General features: G+C 56.8%; 16 protein-coding genes and 1 riboswitch. Of the genes, 8 read left to right on the top strand and 8 right to left on the bottom strand.

The window, feature by feature from the left end; translation table 11 throughout:
- Window positions 1-109 precede the first annotated feature (109 nt).
- Window positions 110-199: riboswitch (SAM riboswitch) on the top strand.
- A 440-nt stretch (window positions 200-639) separates the two neighbouring features.
- The 5 genes from ACYVGU_RS09530 (at window position 640) to ACYVGU_RS09550 (ending at window position 7,232) form a co-directional block, all read left to right on the top strand.
- Window positions 640-1,668, top strand: coding sequence for an ATP-grasp domain-containing protein (locus ACYVGU_RS09530; protein WP_460621850.1), 1,029 nt, complete (start codon window positions 640-642; stop codon window positions 1,666-1,668).
- 6 nt (window positions 1,669-1,674) lie between these two features.
- Window positions 1,675-2,700, top strand: a complete 1,026-nt coding sequence (locus ACYVGU_RS09535; protein ID WP_460614598.1) for an LLM class flavin-dependent oxidoreductase — start codon at window positions 1,675-1,677, stop codon at window positions 2,698-2,700.
- Between the two features lie 250 nt (window positions 2,701-2,950).
- Entirely contained in the window at window positions 2,951-4,687 is a 1,737-nt protein-coding gene (locus ACYVGU_RS09540) for a phospho-sugar mutase (protein WP_460621851.1), read from the top strand.
- A 117-nt stretch (window positions 4,688-4,804) separates the two neighbouring features.
- Window positions 4,805-5,947 (top strand): porin family protein, encoded by a 1,143-nt coding sequence (locus ACYVGU_RS09545; protein WP_460621852.1) that lies wholly within the window; start codon window positions 4,805-4,807, stop codon window positions 5,945-5,947.
- A gap of 154 nt (window positions 5,948-6,101) precedes the next feature.
- Window positions 6,102-7,232, top strand: coding sequence for a porin family protein (locus ACYVGU_RS09550; protein WP_460621853.1), 1,131 nt, complete (start codon window positions 6,102-6,104; stop codon window positions 7,230-7,232).
- Window positions 7,233-7,279: 47 nt separating this feature from the next.
- On the opposite strand, the gene ACYVGU_RS09555 is transcribed toward ACYVGU_RS09550, so the two are convergent.
- The 8 genes from ACYVGU_RS09555 to ACYVGU_RS09590 all read right to left on the bottom strand — a co-directional run bounded on the left by ACYVGU_RS09555 (window position 7,280) and on the right by ACYVGU_RS09590 (window position 16,439).
- Complete coding sequence (locus ACYVGU_RS09555) at window positions 7,280-8,347, bottom strand: hypothetical protein (RefSeq protein WP_460621854.1); 1,068 nt, start codon at window positions 8,345-8,347, stop codon at window positions 7,280-7,282.
- A gap of 252 nt (window positions 8,348-8,599) precedes the next feature.
- Window positions 8,600-10,288 carry an ABC1 kinase family protein gene (locus ACYVGU_RS09560; protein ID WP_460621855.1) on the bottom strand — a complete coding sequence of 563 codons (1,689 nt, stop codon included), beginning with the start codon at window positions 10,286-10,288 and terminating at the stop codon, window positions 8,600-8,602.
- A 185-nt stretch (window positions 10,289-10,473) separates the two neighbouring features.
- Window positions 10,474-10,998 carry a phasin family protein gene (locus tag ACYVGU_RS09565; protein ID WP_460621856.1) on the bottom strand — a complete coding sequence of 175 codons (525 nt, stop codon included), beginning with the start codon at window positions 10,996-10,998 and terminating at the stop codon, window positions 10,474-10,476.
- A 193-nt stretch (window positions 10,999-11,191) separates the two neighbouring features.
- Entirely contained in the window at window positions 11,192-12,127 is a 936-nt protein-coding gene (locus tag ACYVGU_RS09570; RefSeq protein ID WP_460621857.1) for an alpha/beta hydrolase, read from the bottom strand.
- Between the two features lie 95 nt (window positions 12,128-12,222).
- Complete coding sequence (locus ACYVGU_RS09575) at window positions 12,223-13,368, bottom strand: lysophospholipid acyltransferase family protein (protein WP_460621858.1); 1,146 nt, start codon at window positions 13,366-13,368, stop codon at window positions 12,223-12,225.
- Window positions 13,369-13,552: 184 nt separating this feature from the next.
- On the bottom strand, window positions 13,553-14,839 hold the full coding sequence (locus ACYVGU_RS09580) for an aspartyl protease family protein (protein WP_460621859.1): 1,287 nt from the start codon (window positions 14,837-14,839) through the stop codon (window positions 13,553-13,555).
- A 116-nt stretch (window positions 14,840-14,955) separates the two neighbouring features.
- Window positions 14,956-16,026 carry an o-succinylbenzoate synthase gene (locus ACYVGU_RS09585; protein WP_460621860.1) on the bottom strand — a complete coding sequence of 357 codons (1,071 nt, stop codon included), beginning with the start codon at window positions 16,024-16,026 and terminating at the stop codon, window positions 14,956-14,958.
- 176 nt (window positions 16,027-16,202) lie between these two features.
- A complete protein-coding gene (locus tag ACYVGU_RS09590) occupies window positions 16,203-16,439 on the bottom strand; it encodes a KGG domain-containing protein (protein ID WP_460614608.1) in 237 nt (78 codons plus the stop codon).
- A 266-nt stretch (window positions 16,440-16,705) separates the two neighbouring features.
- Between ACYVGU_RS09590 and egtB the strand changes: the two genes are divergently transcribed.
- The 3 genes from egtB to ACYVGU_RS09605 all read left to right on the top strand — a co-directional run bounded on the left by egtB (window position 16,706) and on the right by ACYVGU_RS09605 (window position 20,343).
- Complete coding sequence (egtB, locus tag ACYVGU_RS09595) at window positions 16,706-18,004, top strand: ergothioneine biosynthesis protein EgtB (RefSeq protein ID WP_460621861.1); 1,299 nt, start codon at window positions 16,706-16,708, stop codon at window positions 18,002-18,004.
- Window positions 18,005-18,082: 78 nt separating this feature from the next.
- The gene (gene egtD, locus ACYVGU_RS09600) at window positions 18,083-19,096 is read left to right on the top strand and encodes an L-histidine N(alpha)-methyltransferase (RefSeq protein WP_460621862.1); all 1,014 of its coding nucleotides are present in this window, start codon (window positions 18,083-18,085) and stop codon (window positions 19,094-19,096) included.
- A gap of 128 nt (window positions 19,097-19,224) precedes the next feature.
- Complete coding sequence (locus ACYVGU_RS09605; protein WP_460621863.1) at window positions 19,225-20,343, top strand: pyridoxal phosphate-dependent aminotransferase; 1,119 nt, start codon at window positions 19,225-19,227, stop codon at window positions 20,341-20,343.
- The last annotated feature ends 3 nt before the right edge of the window (window positions 20,344-20,346 follow it).

The raw sequence follows: 20,346 nt of genomic DNA on the forward strand, positions 1-20,346 counted from the left end.
TAGTGGTTTAATTCATCAAGGTACCTAGCAACCATATGTGGTTGAATTTGGCAATGTGCTACGGCCTGATTTACCTTTGCAGAGTCAATTCTTTCTGACCAAAGGATTGTTTTTATACAGAGGCGTGGAGAGACAGGCTCGACGAAACGCCGGCAACCCCCAGTTACTGGAACGGTGCCAACTCCTGCACATATAAAAACAAGTTGCCGTGGACACTGCCAACAACGTTTCGGTTCGCTCTGCTTCTCCCGTTGCTCCTTCGCAACGGCTCACCTCTGGCGTGTGCATGCACGTAGCTGGTTGGTACATGGCTGGCGCGTGTTGTTGTTGTTAGTACCCCGCTGTATCCAGCTGAGCTAGCACGTTTGCTGGCATGTTGCCCCTAGTACTTTCAGGTTCTCGCCTCTGCTTGCAGGGCGTGGCAAACACCGCGTATGGTGGTCTTTCGGCACGTGCCCGGCCTGGCATGCCCGCATGTTGTACGGTGCTCAGGGAGCAACTCACGCCCGCCAGCTGTTTAGCCACTGACTACTAGTCATCTAGCTTCTTCTGGGCTGCGCATTGTTGCGTGGCCTTCTCAGGCGATACTGGCTTGCCGTGTCGTCCTCTTCCCCACCTACCTCTTCTTACTTTTTCCTCATGGCGCACGCTGTAAAGCCCATTGGCATCTATTACGAACACCCCGAGTGGTTTAAACCCTTGTTTGCAGAGCTCGACCGTCGAGGCTTACCCTACGAGAAAATCGACGCCGCGCACCACCTCTTCGATCCTTCCGAAACTGAAAGCCGCTACTCGTTGGTCGTGAACCGCATGAGCTCCTCGGCGTACCTGCGCGGCCACGGGCAGGGCATTTTCCACACCGCAGGCTTCGCTACGCACCTTGAGCGCATCGGCACACGCATCATCAACGGCTCGGCGGCTACGGCCATTGAAACCAACAAAGCCCGCCAGCTTTCCCTGTTTGCTTCCCTAGGTCTGAAATACCCCAAATCCTTCGTCGTGAACCATGCTTCGCGCATTCCGGACGCAGCCCAGCAGCTGCAGTTTCCGATTGTGGTGAAGGTGAACATTGGGGGTAGCGGCGCCGGCATCATTCGCTTCGATACCCTGGAAGGCGTACGCGCCGCCGTAGAAGCCGGCCAGATTGACCTCGGCATCGACCAAACCGCCTTGGTGCAGGAATACGTGACGCCCCGCGGCGGCAACATTCACCGCGTGGAGACGCTGAACGGCAAGTTCCTGTACGCTATGAAGGTGTATACTACCGGTGAAAGCTTCAACCTCTGCCCCGCCGAAATCTGCCAGATTCCGGAGGAGCAGTCGGCAGAGTTTTGCCTCACGGAAGCACCCAAGAAAGGCATTCAGGTGGAAGCCTTTACGCCCCCAGCCGAGGTAGTAGAGGCTGTGGAGCGCATTGTGGCCGCCGCCAAAATTGACGTGGGCGGCATTGAGTACCTGATTGATGACCGCACCGGCGACGTGCTGTTTTATGATATCAATGCCCTCTCCAACTTCGTGGCCGACGCCGTGAATGTGGTGGGCTTCGACCCCTACGCCCGCTTCGTGGATTATCTGGAAACGCAATTGGCGCCCGCAACAGCTTCTGGTTCGCTAGGTACTGCCGCGGCTCAAACCTCTCACCAGCCGGTTCCGGCTTCTATTCACTAGGTCATCATGAGATACGGATATTGGATGCCCGTTTTTGGCGGGTGGCTGCGCAACGTCGAGGACGAAAACATGCGCGCCGATTGGGACTACGTGAAAACGCTGGCCCAACGCAGTGAGGACCTTGGCTACGACCTTTCCCTCATTGCCGAGCTAAACCTCAACGACATCAAAGGCGAAGAAGCCCCTTCTCTGGATGCCTGGAGCACGGCCGCCGCCCTGGCTGCCGTTACGAAGAAACTAGAGCTCATGGTGGCCGTGCGGCCAACGTTCCATTCCCCGGCGTTGCTGGCCAAGCAGGCGGCCAACATCGACCACATCAGCGGCGGCCGCTTGAGCCTGAACGTGGTGTCGTCGTGGTGGCAGGATGAGGCCAAAAAGTACGGCGTACACTTTGAGCAGCACGATGACCGCTACGCCCGCACCGCCGAGTGGCTACACGTAGTGGACAACCTTTGGAAGCAGGACCACTTCACCTTCGAGGGCAAGTTTTATAAGGTCACCGACTCCATTCTGCAGCCCAAGCCGGTGTCGCGCCCACGGCCGTTCCTATATGCCGGCGGTGAGTCGGAAGCAGCCAAAAACCTGATTGCGGCCCAGTGCGACGGCTACGTGATGCACGGCGACGAGCCCGCCGCCATCGGGCGCCGCATTCAGGACCTGAGCCAGCGCCGCGAAAAGCTGGGCCTGCCACCCATGAAGTTTGGCGTAGCGGCGTACTCTATCGTGCGCAACACCGAGCAGGAAGTGAAAAAAGAGCTGGAGCGCATTACCAACGTAAACGGCTCGGCGGCTGGCTACAAAAACTACCAGCAGTGGCTGGCCGGCACCCAGCTCGAAAACCAGGTCAGCCTGCAGGATTACTCGGTTTCCAACCGCGGCCTGCGCTCCGGCCTCACCGGCACCCCCGACCAAGTAGCCGAGCGCATTGCCGCCTTCGAAGCCGTGGGCGTTGACCTGTTCTTGCTGCAGTGTAGCCCGCAGCTGGAAGAAATGGAGCGTTTCTCCGAAGCCGTCATTCAGGTGCTGGCCTAGGTTAGCTTGCAGTTTAGAATGCAACTGGCCCTAGTGAAGGCGCACCTCGCGTCTTTTTACTAGAGCCAGTCGCATTCTAAACCCTATGGCGCTGCGCAAGCATCATGGCTTGTTGCTACCGTTGCGCATGGGCTGGGCCCGGGAAGTGCTCAATCTCGGACACTTACCAACTTAAGTAGGCAGAACACAAGAAAACCTCTTTTCTTTACTCCCGTTCTCAGAATCCCAAGTACCCAAACCCTACCTGAGTATGGCCCTAACGCCGAGCATCCAAGAGAAAATTACGACCTGGCTGAGCGACAGCTACGACACGAATACCCACGCCGAAATCCGCGACCTGATAGCCCAGAATCAGGAGGAATTCCTATCAGATGCCTTTTATCGCAACTTGGAGTTTGGCACCGGCGGCTTGCGCGGCATTATGGGTGCGGGCTCTAACCGCATGAACCGCTACACGCTGGGCATGGCTACGCAAGGCTTGTGCAACTACCTGCTGCAGCAGTTTCCGGGGCAAGAAATTAAGGTGGCCGTAGCCCATGATTCGCGCAACAACAGCAAGGAGTTCGCGCGCATTGCCGCCGATATTTTTTCGGCTAACGGCATTACGGTGTTCCTGTTCGATGCCCTGCGTCCCACGCCGGAGCTGTCGTTTGCCATTCGGTATCTGGGCTGCCAGAGCGGCTGTGTGGTTACGGCTTCGCACAACCCCAAAGAGTACAACGGCTTTAAAGTATACTGGAACGATGGCGCGCAGGTAGTAGCCCCCCACGACAAGAACATCATCCGGGAGGTAGAAGCCATTCAGTCGGTGAGTGAAGTGAAATTCCAGGCCGATGAGTCTCGCGTTCGCCTGATTGGCACCGAGCTGGACGAGGCCTACCTGGCCCGCGTAAAGGAGCTCAGCATCAACCCCGCCGCCATCCAGCGCCAGCACGACCTCAAGATTGTGTACACACCGCTGCATGGCACCGGCATTACGCTGGTACCCAAAGCACTGGCCCAGCTAGGCTTCACCAACGTGCACATTGTGGAAGCGCAGGCTACGCCCGATGGCAACTTCCCCACGGTGTTATCACCAAACCCGGAGGAAAAAGTAGCCATGCAAATGGCCCTCGACCAAGCCAAAGCCCTCGATGCCGACCTCGTTATTGCCACCGACCCCGACTCGGACCGCGTAGGCATTGCCGTAAAGGACAACGCCGGTGAGTGGGTGCTAGTAAATGGCAATCAAACCGCCGCGCTGCTCACCCACTACCTCCTTTCGGCCCGCAAACTGGCTGGCAAGATGACGGAGAAGGACTTCATTGTGTACACCATTGTTACCAGCGAAGTACTCGGTGATATTGCCCGCCATCAGGGCGTGAAGGCCTACCAGACACTTACTGGCTTCAAATACATTGCCGGTATCATCCGCGACTTGGAAGGCGAGGAAAACTACATTGGCGGCGGCGAGGAAAGCTACGGCTACATGATCGGCGACTTTGTGCGCGACAAAGACGCTATTTCGGCCTGCGCCGTACTAGCCGAAATGGCCGCCGTTGCCAAAGACCACGGCCGCACCTTATATCAGGAAATGGTGCAGATGTACCTGGACTATGGCTTCTACAAGGAGCACCTGATTTCGCTGACCAAGAAAGGCCAGCGCGGCGCCGAGGAAATTCAGGAAATGATGGCCAGCCTGCGGGCCACCCCGCCTGCTACCATTGCCGGCCAACCCGTAGTGGAACTGCGCGACTACAAGACGGGTAAAATCCGGGACATGCGCACCGGCCTGGAAACTGAAACCGGCCTGGAAAGCTCGAACGTCCTTCAGTTCATTCTGGAAGATGGCAGCAAAATCTCGGCCCGCCCCAGCGGCACCGAGCCTAAAATCAAGTTCTATTTTAGCGTGCGCCAGCCCTTGGCTTCCGCCGTTGACTTCGACCTAGCTGACCGCCTAGCCGGCGAAAAAATCCAGCTCATTATTGATGATATGCAGCTGAAGTAAATTCAGTTTCTTTGTAGCGTAGAGTAAGCCTGGGCTATACCGCTCAGGCTTTTTCTATGCTCAGTTTGTTCTTGTGTTGTTATAGCACCCTGTTTGGAATAAATTTTACTCGTTTTTATGAAATCCCGCTTTCTGACGGTAGCCCTGGGCCTTGCCTCCCTGGCAGCCCATGGCCAACGCATGCTTACCCCCGATTATCTGGTAACTATATCCGGTGATACCCTGCGTGGCCGAGTAGTGATGACCGGCCGCTCCGTTCAGACACTTCACCTTCGTCGTGCTGACAAGCCACTTGCTGATTTTACTGCGGCTGAGGCAATTAGCTATGGTGATGCCAACGGCCAACTAGGCGTAAGCCAACGAGTAGGCAGCCTCCAGGGCGAACTCCGATTCGTTACGCCACTAATTAAGGGGCCGGTAAGCTTGTATTCGGGCGAGAATGCCAAAGGCGAGAAACGCTTCTTTCTACAGCCCAAAGACTCCGCGTATGTAGTAGAGGTAGTCCCTACAAATGCGCGGCTTACCTATCTGCGCGTGCTACCCGGCTGCCCTACTCTCGATTTTGCCTACAGCCAGATAGAAGGCCGCTACCTGTACAACTACAACGGCCTAAGCAGGTTGGTGCGCGACTATAACGCTTGCCGCTACCCTCAGCAAACCAGCCAACTGATTCCAGAGCCGGGCGGATTGCAAACGCATTTCGGGGTGAAAGCAGGCGTGCATGGTACCCGATTTAATTTTCCGGAGGCCCGCTCACGTGACCTGTATACTACCCCCTTAAGCTACCAGACAGGGGTGTTCATGAATGTGAGCAATAAGAGCCGTTTTTCGCTCCAACTCGAAGCTATGTATATGGCCATCCGCGGCGAGTATGGTCCTTTCAATGTGTATAATGGGAATGCCTATTATACCACTACTCGCTCCTTGGTCATCAAGTACTCTCAATTACAGGTACCCTTGCTGGTGCGTTATACGTTAGGCAGCGGCAGCTTCCGTCCCTATCTAAACACGGGTCCCTTGTACACTTACAACTTCAACCGTAAATCGGAAGACGTGTACCAAGACTCAGACAAGCCGGCTGTTACACGCCGTGTTCTGCGAATTCCGAATGCTTACAGTGTAGGCCTGACCGGGGGCGTGGGCATGTTGGTGCAGCGCCCGGGTTTACCGCAGCTTTCTGTGGAGGCCAGAGTCGATCATTACATTGATATAACCCCGACCCATACTGCTTTACGGCTGGATGTTGGGATAGCCTTCTAAGCAGTTTTGGCTCTTGCTCCCCTAACCTAGCCGCCTGAGGGGTACATGAAATATAGCTAACGCACCCATCTCGGGAAGCTAAGAATAGAATAGCAGCAGTCTACTGTACCTCCCGGTGCATGCGCTGCACCCCGTATCAATCCATCACTTTTTCATGAAATTACAATTACTACTTGCTGCCCTGACACTACTATCTGTTGCCGCCAGTGCTCAGGGTATTACTGACGATTACATAGTCACTACCGCCGGCGATACCCTTCGTGGACGTGTAGTTACCAAAAAGGCGGGAAAGCAACTACAACTAAAGCGCAGAAACCAGCCGGCTGCTACGTTCGGGCCCGAACAGGTAGTGGCGTATGGAGATAAGACTGGCGTTATTTTAGTAAGCCACCCAATCGAAGCCCGGGGCACGCGGCAGTTTATGGTGCCGCTGCTCGAAGGGCCGGTGAACTTGTATTCGGGCTCTCATAAGGATGGTGGCACCCGCTTCTATATCCAGCCTCACGACTCTGCGTTCGTAGTTGAGGTAGCCCCGGCTACTCCTCGTCTGGCCTACATTCGAGTTCTTTCTGACTGTCCTAGTCTGGATTTTACTCAAAGCAACATTGAGCTGCGCTACCGCTACTCTCCACTCGGTGTAACTACTCTGGTACAGGAATATAACAAGTGTCGGTATCCGCAGCAAAGCAGCAAACCTATCAGCTACCCCAGAGGCAATTATTTTCAGGTTGGTATTAAAGCAGGGCTGCACACTACCCGCTTTGAGTTCTCAGATATTGGTCCTTCGCAAAAGCAACAGGAGTTCCTATTGAGCTATCATGCCGGGCTTTTCTTTCTCTTTAGCTCTAAACGGCATTTGGCCATGCAGCTCGAAACCGTATACATGGCTACGGCTGGTGGATACGGACCTGTTGATGTTTTCAATGGTTATGCTCCTTACACCACTACCCGTACCTATTCGCTTCGGTACTCGCAGCTGCAAGTACCGCTTCTACTACGCTATACGGGGTATGGCACCGGCATCCGACCCTATGTTAATGTAGGGCCTTTGTTCAGCATGAACTTCAATCACCGGTCGGAAGATATTCTTCAGAATTCCAACCGGACTACACCTTCTAAAACGCCTCTGAAAACTCCTGATGGGGGAAGCTTGGGAGCCGCCGCCGGTGTAGGGGTATTGATCAAACGCTCCTCTTTGCCTGAGTTGTCAGTAGAAGCTCGCATCGATCGTATGATTGAATATCGACAGACGGCGATACGTCTGGATGTCGGAGTTGTGTTCTAACCCGATCTGCAGGCGCTAGCAGGGTGCTCTACTCGTGCAGGGATCCACTAAAACACAAAGTTGAAGGATGCCTGCCCTAGTAGGCCACGCAGGTCGCGGCTGCGGCTGTTGAGGGGCACAAAGTAGCTGGCTTTGGTGTCGAACAGCACGTGGCGGGTTTTGAGCAGCTCTACTCCCAGGCCTAGGTTCAGATTTGGGATAAAGTCATTAGCCTTGTCGTTGTTGCGGTTCAGGATGAAGCCGCCCACTTGGTAGCTAGTATAGAGATTTAGGTAGCGGCGGCGGCCCCGGCCAAAGTTGCGCGGGTAAAAGTCCTGACCGAAATTGATCAGAAACAGCTCATTCACGAACTCAGCATCGGTGGTGTTTTTCTCGGTAGGCTTATACACTCCTAAGTTGAAATAGCTTTTGCCCCGTGTAAACAGATACTTGATGGCATAGCCCTGGTACGCTGAGCTAGTGAGCCCCAGCTTAGGATTATCGAGGCGCAAGTAGCTATACTCTACGCCAGGCATATTCACGAAGCTCACTTTCCGGTTGCCGGTCGGGAACGTAACCTCATCATAAAGCCGGAGGGTCACGTAGGCTTGGCCCTCATGGCTAGCTAGCAACTGCTGGCGTTGGCGCAACTGCCGCAGCCGCGTTTCGTGGCGCTCCGCTTGGCTTTGCAACGTGGAGCGCTCGTCCTGAGGCAGTTTGGTGTTGAGGAGTTGGGTTTCTACCCGCTTAAGTTGGGCTGCTTCGGTTTGCTCGTCTGCTTGCAGTTCAAGCAGGCGCGGAGCCAGCGTACGCACATTGAGGTTATTTTCGAGCACGTAGCCCAGCGTGGCCGTCAATGAATCGAGACTAGAAAGCGCCCGGGTTGGCAAGACAAACTCAGCTGTGAGTTGATCTGGAGTTTCTTCCTGCTTCTGCACCCGGGCAGCTTGGTCGCGGATAAAACACTTAAGCGCACTGCCGGCCTCCGCAAATTTGGTTACTCCTACGGTAAGGCGCTTTTGCGTTTCAAACGACTCTTGCTCCTCCGTTGATTGCGCCATGGCGGGCACTTGCAAGCAGCTTAATAGGGTTGCGGTCAGCCAACGGCCTACTAGGCCAAGGTTCAATGATTTCATACAAGGGTTCGGTTACTTCTAGCCCCCTACTATCCGGAAGGCAGCAGCAAGTTGATAGCTCTTAGCTAGCAAGCAAACCCCAATCGTTCATAAAATCAGACTTTTCAACCAAGCTATAAAAGCATTCAACTCGCTATTATTCATAACTATAAATAACCAATATATAAGACTTTAAAATATATCTTTCAGACCAGATATGCTGAGTGTACTAGGTGTTTGCACCTTGCTTCAGTTACTATATATCGAAAACTGCTACTCTCTTCGCCGGTCTTCCTTTGTGCCTAGGATAAACAGAATCAGAAGCAGAAACGCAGCTACGCTAAGGCTGTACCACGTCACCATGGGCAGGCCTCGGTGATAGGGCATGGAAGCCGGATACTTGCCTAGTAAGCTCAGGCCCGCGAACAAAATCATGGCTACAGCAACGGCAGCCAGAATGCTGCGACTCACGAGCTGATCGGCTTTGCGCATGAGCAGGTGGTAGCCGCTGAGCTCTACGCGCAGCCGCAAATCGCCACGCGAGATTTTGCGCATGATCTGGCGCACATCGGTGGGCAGGGTCTGGACGAGGGCCAGGAGTTGGGTGCCGGTATAGAGGGCTTCGCTTTGGATGTTCTCGGCCGAGTACTGCTCGGCAATGATACGGGCACCGTAGGGCCGTACAAACTCAAAGGTGTTGAAGGACGGGTGCAGCACTTTGCCAATGCCTTCCAGAATCACGAGGGCCCGCAGAATCAGGAAGACGGCGCCGGGCACTTGCAGCTTGTAGCGGTAGATGATGCCCTGTAGCGCATCAGCCAGATCCGACATACTCATTTCCTTGACATCAAGCGAGGCGAAATCCTCAATCAGTTGCGCCAGATCGGCCTCAAAGGCGCGCATGTCGGGAATTTCGGAGGTGAGGGCCAGCCGCCGGAAGTTGAGGGCCATGCTGCGCGGATCTTGGCGCGCCATACCAATGAACACGCCCGCAAACGCGTACTTCTGCTGCTTGGTCAGTCGACCTACCATCCCGAAATCAATCAGCACAATAGTGCCATCGGGGCGCACAAGCACGTTGCCAGGGTGCGGATCAGCGTGGAAGGCACCAAACTCGAATATCTGGGTCAGGTAGATATCCATGCCGGTTTCGGCCACTTTATCGGGCTTGAGGCCCCATGCCAGCAGTTGCGCTTTATCCGTGATTTTGCAGCCACTCACGTACTCAATTACTAAGATGCGGTTGGTGCTCAACTCCCGGTAAGGCTTCGGGATGTAGAAGGTTTCGTAGCTCTCATACAGCTTCCGAAACTGTTCCATGCTCCGCGCCTCGGAGGTGTAGTCGAGCTCCTTCATCATGCTGCGCTCAAAGGCATCCACAATGTCTTGGGGGTTGCTCAGGCCCTGGCGACGCAGGAAAGGAGCAGTAAGGCGCACTAGCTCGTGCAGCAGGCTCAAGTCGGTGCGTACTTTTTCCTGCACATCGGGGCGCTGCACTTTCACTACTACCCTTTCGCCGGTCAGCAACCGAGCCGCGTGCACCTGCCCAATGCTGGCCGAGCCCAGCGGTACTTCCTCGAAATCCGTGAATACTTCTTCCAACGGCCGGCCCAGTTCCCGCTCAATAATCTTGCGGGCCTGCGCTACCGGGAAAGGCGGCACATTGCTTTGCAGCTTCTCGAACTCATCAATAAGCGGCTGGGGCAGCAAGTCGGCACGGTTGCTCAGGGCCTGGGCCAGTTTAATGAACGTAGGCCCCAGCTCCTCGATAATCATGCGAATCCGTTGCCAGCGCGTGGTTTCGAACACCGGCTGCTCGCCCTGCTGCCAGGAGCGCCGCCGACTCTGCGGCACCAGCCGGCGCAGGGCCGTGCTAGTCACTACATCCTCAAAGCCGTAGCGAATCAGCACCTCAGCTACCTGCCGGATGCGCGCAATGTTGGAAATGGTATTCTTAAACATGAAGCACGAATTGAACACTCAGAAGCCGATGGCAACCGCTGAGCCTGACGCCAAATTAGCAGGTTATCGGCTGGGTTGCGCTAGGTGCCGGTTACTAGGGTCCTGCATACAAAAAACCCCAGCCACAGAGCGGACCGGGGTTTTGATGGGGCAGCTTACTAGGTGCCTTTCAAGCGCAATGTGGCCTAGGAAAGCTGGCTGCCGCTGCTAGACGTATTGTCGTTGGGCGAAATGGCTTTTTTAGCGGCCGTCTTGCTGGCTTTACTTTCCGTGCTGCCCGAAGCTTTCGTAGACTTGCTAGCAGTGCTAGCCGCTTTGGTAGCGCTGGCCTTAGCGGCTGCAGGCTTAGCCGAAGAGGAGCCTGCCGCTTTAGAGGAGCTAGCGCTACCCTTGGCGGAAGCCGACGAGCTTGCCGACGACGAGCTCGATTTCGCGTTGCCTTTTACAGTGCGCTTCAGTTCTTCCACATCGGCATTCGGCGCTACCCCTACGCTTTTCATCAACTTAGATGAGAGGCCCTGGAGCTGCTTTTCTAGCTCCTTGCGCTTGGCGTCGGTGTTTTTCTTCAGGTCGTCCATAATCTTGGCACCCTCCTGCTCCGACAGTTTGCTTTCCTTCACCAGCTTGTCGATGGTGCCCTGAACCCGTTCGTTGGTCAGGGACACAAAGCCGACGCCGGCATTGATGAACTTTTTAAACAGATCTTCCATGGGGCTGAGAGGTTAGAAATAAGGGTGAGACTAGATGAGGATACTACGGAAAGCCAGCGCGCACAGCAGCAAATAGTATGCAAGCCGACTACTTTGAACAAACCTACGAAAAGGCAGCTATATAGTTGAACCTGAGAGTATATTTTTTATAGCCTATACCTTTTTCTTCAAAACGCTTACGGCTGATATTAGTTTAGGCAGCCCTTGAAACTACGTAGGCAGTGGGCGTTGCCCACACGTTTTTCGTAAAGTCGGCAACTCGGTCCAGGGCAGTACGAGCTTCGGGCAGAAAACGCCAGAATAAGTGCCACCAATGTACTAGCCCCTCAAATACCTGCAACGTAACGGGAGTGCCAGCGGCGCGGGCTTTTTTGGCAAACAGCAGCACATCGTCGCCGAGCACTTCGGCATCTGAAATCTGGATTAGCAATGGCGCCAGGTTGTGCAGTTCGGCCTGTACCGGTGAGAGCAGTGGATGGGCCAACGGTGTATCAGCAGCATATAGTGGACCCCAACTGCGGATTTCCAGCGCCTCCAGCACCTGGCTTTCCTCGTGGCACACCCGGCGCAGCATGCTGGTCGGCAACACTAGGTCGGTCCAGGGCGAAAGGCCGATGGCTGCGGCTGGCTGAGCCTCTCCCCGCTCGCGCAGGGCCAGCAGCAGCGACAGGGCCAAGCCACCGCCCGCCGAGTCACCGGCCACGATGATGTTGCTGGGCGCGTAGCCGTGCCGCAACAGCCAATGGAACGCCAGGAGCGCATCTTCCAGGGCGGCCGGAAACGGATACTCAGGGGCTTTGCGGTAGTTGATGGCCAGAGCCGTAACGCCGCACCGCTGGGCCAAGCTGCCTACTAGGGCCCGATGCGTGTTCAAGGAGCCCAATACGTAGCCGCCGCCGTGCAGATACAGAATAACGCGCTCCGCAGTAGCCTCAGCGGGCCGAATCCATTCGGCGGGCATGCCATCTACGTCAGCATCTTCCATAAACACGTTCCAGGGCATCAACTGACCTAGGGAAAAAAGCTCAAACGCCAGTCGCATGGCCGGCAGGCGTGGCCGCTTGCGAGCCAGCGGACCAGTGGCAGAAGTAAGGATTTGCTTTAGAAGCAAATGCTGGGTAGAGGGCATGAAAAAAGCGGTGGGAAGTGCAGAACAGGAGCGGAAAGCTAGGCCGTTGCGCTGCCGCACAAGCGCCAGGCAGCTGCCATAGGCAACAGAGAGGTTTATTGCGCCGGAGTCGAGGCAGGCTTTTTACCAAGTCGGTGCCCTTTGTACCCCCGAATAGCAATAGGTATCCAGCCTAATACGGGAATAAAGAAGGTGAGGGTAAACGGATTGCGCCACAACATGCGCCAATACGTACCCGGGCTGCGCAGGTCCAGGTCGAAGTCGCGGCGGCCGTGGCGCACGTACTGGCGCTCAAACTCCTGAAATAGCGCCGGCCAGGCCCAAGGCAGGAAAAACGGAAAATAGCGCCAGTTTTCCTTGATGCGCTGCCACAGCTCGCGCCATTGGTAGGGCTCCTGGCCATACTGTTGCACGGCCTGGTCCATTTCGCCCTGCATTCGCTCGCGCACTTGGTTGGAAAGGGCCTCGTAGTCGGCGCGGGTTAGCTCGTCGGTGGTTTTATCGGTGAGCTCGTAGGGCTTAATGCGGGTGCCCAGCACAAACGTAAGCTTGGCCGGAAATGCCATGTAGAAAAACCAGGGCTGCAGTAGCACCAGCAGCAGCACCGGCCCCATGGGCAGAAACGGAATCCCGATTTTCTTGCTCAGCCGATTAATCCACTCAAAACTGTAGGTGTAGGGGTTGAGATACTCGCCGTTGATGGTATAGAACGGAATTATATCGGTGCGGTGCTGGATGCCCAGCCGGATGATGCTGGTGGCCAGCCGCTGCAATTTGTACTTCCGGTTAAACCCCTTCCCGATGCCCGGCACCCCCTCCGGGTACAGCATCAGGTTGTGGTCGTTGTAGTACATCATCGTCTCGAAGTTGAGCGTGGTGGCATCTACGCACCCTGCTTTCTTCCAGAAGTTCTTGACCAGAAACGGGTTCATCAGCACCGACTGCGAGAGCATGGGCGCGGAAAGCGGCCTAGGCAGATGGCTTAAATCGGGTAGAAAGCGCCACAGGTGCGAGAGGGCTACAATAGCATCCCAGGGAAAGGCCATGCCCGAGTGGTTGGAGGCAAATAGCAGCGGCCGCTCGGGGTTGTTGCGCAGGGGGTAGTTCTCAAAACCCACTAGCTTGGAGCGAAACCACACCCGGTCCAGCAGCTGCAAAATATTCCGGTCGAGGGTCTCGACGAAGTTTTCATCAAAATGCTCGGAGTAGATATGCTGATTTGCCTGAAGGGCGGGTGGCATATGGGGTAAGGCAGCAGATGATGAAGCAGAAACCAGCGGCATACGGGAGTGGGCGGGATAGAGAGAGAGCAGGCTCCTGATCGAAAACCAAAGGGCGGGATTCAAGATACAGGTTTTACGTTGGGTTCGGCGTAAAGTGAACCCTAGCCCCCAAACTTGAGGTAACCTAACTATACTGAGTCCGCTAGATCTGCCGCTTCAGGCGAATGGTAGTAGTGTATAATTCGCCGGACTCGGCGCGGCGCACCACAAAAATCAGCGCCCTGCCATCAGCCGAGTGCAGCAGGCGCGTTAGTTGGTTAAGGGTAACTATCTCGGCGGGCATCAGGTTGACAGACAGAATTTCATCCCCTACCTGGAGCCCGCCCTGGGCCGCCGGGCTGCCGGCTTCTACCCGCAGAATGTGGTAGCGATGATAGTCGGGGCCGCTGGCCAGCACATCAAACCCGCACATGTCGTGCTCAAACGGGTCGTGAAACGTAACGTTGGGGCGCAGCATCAGCCGGTTGTGCGCGTAGTCGATAACGATATCAAAGCGCTTGAGCAGCTCAAAACCCAAGTTGCCATTGCGGGGCGCATCGGCGCGCTGGGCCACATCGGCAGCATCCGGAAACGACGAGAGCAGCGTGGGCACCCAGTAGCGCCCCAACTGCATGCCTTTTACCCGGCCCAAATACCCGTTGATGCTGCCATTCAGACCTCGTCCTAACTGGGTGCGCAGCCGCGCCTTAGGCACTTGCAGCCGAGGATCAGAGGTAGTCTCCAGAGACAGGGCGTGGCCGGCGCCGGTATCCAGCACCAGCCGCAGGGGCAGCTTCAAGGAATCGGTTACCTGCACGGGCACCGTCACGTACGATTTGCGGCCTTCCATATCCAGGGGCAGGGTTACCCAGCGGCGGCCGCGCGGCGCCTTGAAAGTAGTAGGGTTATGAAAGGTCAGCTCTTGCCGCTCGGGGCTAACTTCCACCACAAAGCTGCGAAACACATCAGACCCCAACAGGCCATGAATAGGCATGCCTACGAAACCCGATAGGTTCAGTACGTCGTTGGAAAGCATCAGGAACGACATGTTGGGAGCACTTATGCCTTCCGTCAGTTTAACTGCTACGTTGCTGACCTGGTAGGCTTCCAGCGGGTTTTCCTCGCTGCCGGCTCCGGTCACGAAAAAGCGGGCACCTATGGCTAGCCCTACTTCCTCTCGCAACCGCGGGTCCGTTATCAATGAGTTGCCGATTCCGGTATCGAGCAGAAAATTGTACGGCCCTTTTCCGTTCAGCCGAATTTCAATCACAATCAGATTGCGCTGCATCAGGAACGGCATACTGATGCGCTGCTTTTTTGCGTCCTGAAACTGGAATAAATTGGGCTGAGCCAGCACAGGCGCCGCTAGCGTCAGGAGCAGTATCAAGGCCAGCCACCCCGCACAGGCGCGGCCCAAAAACGGCGAAAAGATCCTGGCGGGCAATAACATGGCTACAACGAAGCGTCCTTCGTAAGTTAACCAAAATTTGCATTCAGTGTTCCGCTCAGTATAGAAATTCTAAGAGCGGGTGGCTGCCGGAATAGAGCACTAGTTGCGAAATATTTCTAGCCTGGCTCTTCCCACTGACCAGATGGGTCGTAGTGCAGCTGGCCCTGCCGAATATGCAGGGGCGCCGCTAGGTTATTGTGGTAGAGCTGGCCGGTGCCTAGCCCCTGCGGGAAACCGGGCTGCGCAAAGGAACCCGCCAGCTGGCTAATGGCATTCAGGCCCACATTGGACTCCAGCGCAGACGTGAGCCACCACGCTATACCCCGCTCTTCGGCCTGCCGAATCCACTCCAGGCTGGCGCCTAGCCCACCTACCAGCGTCGGCTTGAGAATGATGTAGGCTGGTTTTACCTCATCCAGCATGTGTGCCTGCTCACTAGGTTTCGTGATGCCAATAAGCTCCTCATCAAGAGCGACGGGCACTGGCGAAAGCTGGCACACGTTGGCCATGGCCTCCCACTGCCCCGCCTGAATGGGTTGCTCAATAGAGTGCAGCTCAAACTCAGCCAGCTGGGCCAGTTTTCCTAGGGCCTCGACCGGGGCAAAGGCACCGTTGGCATCTACGCGCAACGTGAGGCGCTCAGGGCCCGCCACCGCCCTGATTTCGCGAAGCAGCTGCAACTCCGAGGCAAAGTCGAGGCCCCCAATTTTCAGCTTCAGGCAGGAGTACCCTTCCGCAAGCTTCTTTTCAATCTGCTGGCGCATAAACGCCGCGTCGCCCATCCAGACCAGCCCGTTGATGGGCACGCCGGCCTCGCCGCGGCTGAATGCATTATCATAGAGCTGATGCCGCCCGCCATTTTGGTAGTCGAGGGCAGCTGTTTCGAGGGCAAACCGCAGGGCGGGCCACTCGGGCCCAACCAGGGCAGCGGCCTCTTCGGGCAGCAATTCTCGCAGCTGCCGCCGGTTAAACTCCCGCACAAACCCTTCCAGTGTTTGCTCAAAATCGTCCCGTGAGTCAGGGCTCAGGCCTACTAGGGGTGCGGCCTCTCCCAACCCCTCCAGCTGTGGCTGGGCACTGTCGTGTAGGTGCAGGTAATGCGCTACATGTTCCGTAAGGGCGCCGCGGGAAGTGCGGGCCGGGAAGTTGAAATGCAGAACACGACGGGAAAGGCGAAGCTGAAGCATAGACAGGCGCAGGCAGAGCAGATACGGAGAGTGGACCGGCAATATACGCGGCCGCCGCTTGAAGCACCGGCCCTAAACGCCAGCGCCGCTCTTGCCCCGAGTTCAGGGGCAGGAGCGGCGCGGTACTAACAGCCAAACCACTTACACGTTTTTGGCCAGCAAGCCCTAGGCGTTACTTATTGGGCAGCAGGGCTCTCGTTGGTGCGGGTGCGGCTGGCCTGGCCACCTTTGCGGCCGGCCGCGCGGGCTTCCTCGGACGTGAAGCGGTGGCCACGGCCACTCTCGTGCGAGGCCCGGCCGCCTTCGCTGGCAATGCGGCGCTGTGTGGCGGGGTCCATGGCAGCAAAGCCGCGGGGGCGCTTGGTTACGGTTGGCTCGGTGGCAGAGGTGCGGTTGGCTGATTTCGTGTTCATAGCTCGGCAATAAAGTCTGAGGGGAGTGATGCTTACGTTCAGATGTGTAAGGAATGTACGCCGCCAGATTTCTAAACCCGATTTATAAGCAGGAAAAAACTAGGTTTATATAGTAAAATACCAACTACTACGGAGCAGCTAGTCAGTAGTAATACTCGACAGTTACGACAAACACGTACTGATGAGGTTAGTACGCGCTGCTTATAAACTACTCGCCAGCTTTGCCGTTACTATTGTGTTCCGTTTCCACGCCAGCACCCTTCGTTATGCCTTCGGTTTCAACTCCTAGCCCCGCTGTTCTCCTCAACCCAACGGCCTCCGCCTTGGCCCGCTTTCAGGCCGTGCGGCAGCAGTCGGAGGCCTTGTGCCGGCCATTGCTCCCGGAGGATACTGTGGTGCAGCCCATGATTGATGTGAGCCCGCCCAAGTGGCATTTGGCCCATACCACGTGGTTTTTCGAGACGTTCCTGCTCCGCGAGCATCTGCCGGGCTATACCGTTTTTCATCCGGATTACGCCTTCCTGTTCAACTCCTACTACAACTCCCTGGGCTCGCGGGTAAACCGCGCCGACCGGGGCACGCTTTCGCGCCCGCCGCTTCAGGATGTGTATGCCTACCGCACGTACGTAGATGAGCACATGGCGCGGCTGTTGGCACTGCAGGACACGTTACCACCGAGCTTTCAGCAGCTCTTAGAGCTAGGCTTGCAGCATGAGCAGCAACACCAAGAACTGCTGGCCACTGATATCAAGTACATTCTGAGCACCAGCCCCCTAGCTCCGGCCTACCAGCCAACTCCGGCTCCGGCCGTAAGCCACCAAGCGCCGGCCGCTACGTGGCTGCCTGTTCCGGGCGGCATGTACCGGATTGGCTATGAAGGCACTGGCTTCTGCTTTGATAATGAACAAGCGACGCACGACACCTACGTAGCCGACTTTGAGCTGCAAAACCGGCTAGTAACCAACGCGGAATACCTGGAGTTTATGGAGGCCGGTGGCTACCGCGACTTCCGCTACTGGTTGGGCGAAGGCTGGGACCTAGTGCAGCAGCAGAACTGGGAGGCGCCGCTGTATTGGGTATTACAACAGGGCAGCTGGCACCGCTTCACGCATCATGGCTTGGTGCCCGTAGATATGGCCGCGCCCGTAACGCACGTGAGCTTTTACGAAGCCGATGCCTACGCCCATTGGCGCGGCGGCCGCCTGCCCACTGAGCAGGAATGGGAAATTGCCGCCCGCCATTTCAATGCCACCACCGCTGCCGGCACCTTCCTGGAAAGTGGCCTCTACGATCCGCAGCCGCTACCTGCTGCTGCTGCCCCTGACCGCTGCCACCAACTACTCGGCGACGTTTGGGAATGGACGTACTCTGCTTACCACCCTTACCCCGGCTACGAGCGGGCGCCGGGCGCCTTGGGCGAATACAACGGCAAGTTTATGCTCAACCAGCTGGTGTTGCGCGGCGGCTCCTGCGCCACCCCAGAAAGCCACATCCGCCCCACGTACCGCAATTTCTTCCATGCCGATAAGCGCTGGCAGTTTACTGGCATCCGGCTGGCGCGCTAGTCGGTTATAACCTTGGCCGAGGCTAGCCGGTTGCTACCTATTCCGCCGCCAGTTCTCTTTCCCCGATATTTCTCTTGCATGTCTATTCCTACTGCCCCGCCTGCTCCTGCTACCCCCTCGGTTAGCGCAAACCCCGTTACGTCAGCCTTGGCATTGCATATTCGGGAGGGACTCAGCAAGCCCTTCAAAGCGTTGTCGTCGATGTACTTCTATGATGATGAGGGCAGCCGGCTGTTTCAGCAGATTATGGCCTTGCCGGAGTACTACCCTACCCGCACCGAGTTCCGCCTGCTCACGCAACACCAAGCCGCTATTAGCACCGCATTGCGGCCTCAGAACCCGGAGGAGCCTTTTTTCCTGCTGGAGCTAGGTGCCGGCGACGGGCTGAAAACAAAGATTCTGCTGCGGCATCTGCTGGAAACCGGCGCGCAATTTACCTACGTTCCCGTTGATATTTCCTCCGCTGCCCTCGATGGACTGGCCAGCAGCCTGCAAGCTGAGCTTCCGAGCCTACGGGTAGAGCCGGTGGTGGCCGATTATGCCAACGCCCTGCGCCTGATGGCCAGCCGGCCCGGCCGCAAGGCGGTGCTGTTCCTGGGTTCCAACATCGGCAATTTCCAGCCCGAAGCCCGTCATCAGTTCCTGCAGGACCTGGCCCTGCCCCTCACTTCCGATGACCGCCTGCTCATTGGCTTTGATCTGCAGAAAGACCCGCGCCTTATCCGGAATGCCTACGATGACAGCCAGGGCATTACGGCTGCCTTCAACTTCAACCTGCTCCATCGCCTCAACCGCGAGCTAGGGGCTGATTTCGACCTAACCTGCTGGCAGCACTATACCGACTACGACCCGCTGAGCGGCTCCGTACGCTCCTTTCTGGTGAGCACGCAGGCCCAGCAAGTGCGCTTTGAGGCCCTGAACTGGGCAGTAAATTTTGCCGCCTGGGAAATGATTCACACCGAAAACTCCTACAAGTTTACCCGCCCCAGCATTGAGGCAGTGGCTGATGCCGCTGGGTTGCAGGTTCAGGAGTTTTTCACCGATGAGCAGGACTTCTTCGCCGATGTAATTTTGCAGCCGGCAGCTCACTAGCCGCAGCTACGCACTAGGCCCGCTCCACCCGCAAACCCCTGATAAACCGCCACCAACAAGCGTAGCGCTGAAATTGATAGAGAGCCGTACCTTGCCTGTTGTCCTGCCCTCCCCTCACTTGCTTTTGAATGCGACCTAGTGCTCCTGTTACCGTTAGCCTGGCTTCAGGTTATGGCTCCTTTCCGGTACCTGCGGCCGCAGCCGCCGCGGCTGTGCGCACTATCCAGGCAGGGCCCTTGCCTATATCCGATGCAGCCGGCCTGCCCGTATTGCGTGAGGCGCTGGCAGGGCGCTACGCCGGGGGCAGCCGGTTAATTACATCTGAGCAGGTAATAGTTACGCCAGGCGCCAAAGCGGCTTTGTTTGCCCTACTGAAGGCCGTTTTACGCCCCGGCGACGAGGTAGTGCTGCCCACCCCCAACTGGTTTGGAATGTGGGAACTGGTGCGCCAGGCCGGCGGCATTGTGCGAGAGCTGCCGCTGGATGCGGCCGATAACTACGAGCTGCACCCGGAGCAGCTGCGCGCAGCCCTTTCCCCCCGAACGCGGGTACTGCTGTTTTCGAACCCCAACAACCCGACAGGCCGCGTGTACTACCACGAGGCCCTGCGCCGCCTGCTGGCCGTGACGCAGGAGTTTCCGGACCTATATGTCCTCAGTGATGAAATTTACGACCTGATTACCTTCGGGGAGCGTCCGGTGCCGTCGTTGTTGGAGTTCCCTGATCCGCGAGGCCGGCATTTGGTGGTGAACGGATTCAGCAAGTCGTTGGCGCTTATTGGCTGGGGCGTGGGCTACCTGGTAGCTCCGGTGGAGGTAGCAGCCGCCTGCCGGGCCTGGCAGCACGCTACCAGCGCCGCCGTGCCAGCCCCTACGCAACTGGCAGCCCTGGAAGCCACTCGTGCAGCCACCAGCATTTCAGAGGGCTTAGTAACACAGCTTCAGCCCACCCGAAAGTTACTGCTGGAGTTCTTATCGACCCTTCCCCACGTGCCGCCTCTCCAGCCTGAGGCCACGTACTATGCTTTCCCCGATTTGCGGGCATACCTGACTACTGGCATTTCACCGGTCGCGGCCTCGGCTGAGTTGGTTGCGCGGCTGAAGCATGCCGGCGTGGAGGTAGTGGACGGAGCTACGTGCGGAGCACCAGGGTTTGTGCGCCTTTCCTATGCCCTGCCAGAGGCCATGCTTTCTTTGGCCCGGTCGCGGCTTCAGACCGAATTACAACTGCCCGCAACTGCTTTCTGACAG

Source organism: Hymenobacter tenuis (genome assembly GCF_054780495.1).